The sequence below is a fragment of the Photobacterium gaetbulicola genome, from assembly GCF_003025515.1.
GTDB classification, from domain to species: domain Bacteria; phylum Pseudomonadota; class Gammaproteobacteria; order Enterobacterales; family Vibrionaceae; genus Photobacterium; species Photobacterium gaetbulicola.
This window is the reverse complement of record NZ_PYME01000061.1, coordinates 1-2,455: the sequence shown is the minus strand read 5'-3', so window position 1 is coordinate 2,455 and position 2,455 is coordinate 1. Positions and strand designations below refer to the sequence as shown.

Sequence of the window (2,455 nt, the reverse complement as noted above, 5' to 3'; positions counted from 1 at the left end):
TGCGTATTCCGGCGAAGTTGAACACCGATTCCGGCTGAACGTGAACACTTAACTTTTCAACGTATCACGACAGTTGTTTTTTAGCTTAAGTGTTCATCTTCCGTCAACGTTCCGAGCTTTTTCCTCATTGATTCTCCCTTTAGTTGCAGCCTGTGAGCATTGTGCATCAGGCGATCCAAGATAGCGTCTGCCAGCGTGTTGTCACCGATTTGTGCGTACCATTGATCAGTCGGTAACTGGCTGATTAGCACAGTTGAGGCCTGAGCATAACGATCATCCATGATTTCCATCAGGTCGTTACGGTGCGCGGCTTTCAGCGGTTCAAGTCCCCAGTCATCCAAGATCAGCAAGCGGACTTTGGCAAGCTGGGCCAGTAGCTTATGGTATGTGCCGTCAGCTTTTGACTGGGTCAGGGCCAGCAGTAGCCTTGAAGTCCGGTAATAACGAACGCTATAGCCTTGCAGGCAGGCGTTATGGCCAAGAGCGCAGCCGAGATAAGTCTTACCACTGCCACATGGCCCGGTGATCAGCAGGTTCTGCCCCCGGTCAAGCCAGTCCCGTTGCGCCAACCGGGCGATGCGTGAACGTTCGATATTGCGTGGGTGCTGGTAGTCGATCTCCTGAACGGTGGCATTAAGTTTGAACTTGGCTTGCCGGATCAACCGGTCATGCTTGCGTTGCTGCCGGACTGACTGCTCTTGTTCGACCAACAAGCTCAGCCGCTCGGTGAACGAGAGTTCCTCATAAGTGCCAGGCTGTTCTTGCTGCCGCTCCAGTGCCTCTGCCATCCCGCTGAGCTTTAGCTCCCGTAACCGGTTGAGTGTTTGCTGTGTCATGGCATTCTCCTAGTGGAAGGTATGGGGCCCGCGGATATTTTCGTGATCTTGGGGCAAGCATGGGTTGCCATCTTCCTGCTCGGATAGCTGATCACGGTTGCTCGCCAGGATTGATTTGATTTGCCGGAGCTTGACCAGACCTTCCTGGTTGGCAAGTTTACAGCTGGTATTGAGCCTCTGGGCTGGATACTGTCGGCTCAGGCTGAGTAGCCCGAGGCACAGACGGTAGGCTTGTTCCGGGTGGGCTTTTTCTTCCATACGTTCGCTGACCCATTGCAGGGTATCTGGCCCGATGGCGCTAGCCCACCGCTTGAGGCGACCGGGCGTCCATTGCTGATGTTTCTGATGGCGTTTCGGCATGTGGCTTTCATCGGTTGTTATGCCGGGATAGCGTTTCCGGGGATGGGAAGCGACGAGCTGTTGGCGGTAATAGAGCTGGATTAGCCGTTCTCCGGCATGCAGCTCCAGCCTCTCACCAACATACTGGTGCGGAACTGAGTAGTGGTGATGTTCATACTGGATATGATAGTCGATATTCACCTTTACCTGTTTGATCGCAACATAGCGGTAAGGCGTGCACGGTAAGGGCTTGAGGGCTGGCCGGTCTAACTTTTCGAAGGCCTCTTTGCGGTTGCCGGGTAACTGTTTGAACGGCTTCTGGTTCAGCTCTTCAAGCAAAGCCCTGATGCACTGGTTTAACTCAGCCAGTGAGAAGAAGCTGTGGTGGCGCAGGCGTGCCAGGATCCAGCGTTCGACGACTTGCACACCCACTTCAGCCTTGGCTTTATCCTTGGGCTTATAAGGGCGAGCTGGCATGACGGCTACCTGATAATGTTCAGCAACCTGCTGATAACTCGGGTTGAGTTCCGGATCATAACGACATGCTTTGCTGACGCCACTGCGCAGGTTGTCGGGGATCAACATCTCCGGTGTACCACCGAAGAACTCGAATGCCCGAACATGGCTTTGCAGCCAGTCCGGTAATGACTGGGACTCTGTGGCTTCCGCATAGGTATAGTTGGATGCGCCGAGAACCGCAACGAACACCTGGGCATGCCGGACTTCACCGGTGCTCTGGCAGATAATGGGAACCGTCTGGCCGCAGTAGTCGATAAAGCACTTTTCCCCGGCCTTATGCAGCTGTCTCATGGAGCGTCTTTGCTGTTTATTCCAGTGAAGGTAACGGTCACAGAACTGCGAGTAGCTGTAGCAGCGGTTGGGGTATTGCTGGGTATATTCTTCCCACAGCAGTTGCTTGGTGATCCCCTTGCGTTTCAGCTCTTGATGGACAGCAGCCCAGTCGGGAACCTGATATCGGCTCGAGGCCCGCGTATCGGCTTCGGGGTAAAACAGTTGGGCCAGTTGCTCATCTGTCAGTGAATCAGGAAGCGGCCAAGTCAAATTCAGTGCTTGTGCTTTCTGGAGCAGTTTCTGGATAGCACCAACGCTGACTTTTGTGCTTGCGCTGATTTGCCGAATCGACAACCTGGCATCCAGTTTCAGCCTGAGTACGTCTCGAATTTTACGCATTGCAATCCTCTTTGCTGGCATAGTCCTGCTCCAAATAGGAAACAGGTTACCAAATAAGTTGAAGATCAATACGTTGAAAGGGATTCCGG

2 protein-coding genes are annotated in these 2,455 nt (G+C 53.5%); both read right to left on the bottom strand.

Annotated features, from left to right (window positions below; translation table 11 throughout):
- Window positions 1-80: 80 nt before the first annotated feature.
- Window positions 81-836 carry an IS21-like element helper ATPase IstB gene (istB, locus tag C9J03_RS26280; RefSeq protein ID WP_044620845.1) on the bottom strand — a complete coding sequence of 252 codons (756 nt, stop codon included), beginning with the start codon at window positions 834-836 and terminating at the stop codon, window positions 81-83.
- Between the two features lie 9 nt (window positions 837-845).
- Window positions 846-2,387, bottom strand: a complete 1,542-nt coding sequence (istA, locus tag C9J03_RS26275) for an IS21 family transposase (protein ID WP_044620844.1) — start codon at window positions 2,385-2,387, stop codon at window positions 846-848.
- Window positions 2,388-2,455 lie beyond the last annotated feature (68 nt).

What these genes read in the sequence shown, in the direction of transcription:
- istB (WP_044620845.1), bottom strand. Translation starts at nt 836, where the DNA reads ATGACACAGCAAACACTCAACCGGTTACGGGAGCTAAAGCTCAGCGGG.
- istA (WP_044620844.1), bottom strand. Translation starts at nt 2,387, where the DNA reads ATGCCAGCAAAGAGGATTGCAATGCGTAAAATTCGAGACGTACTCAGG.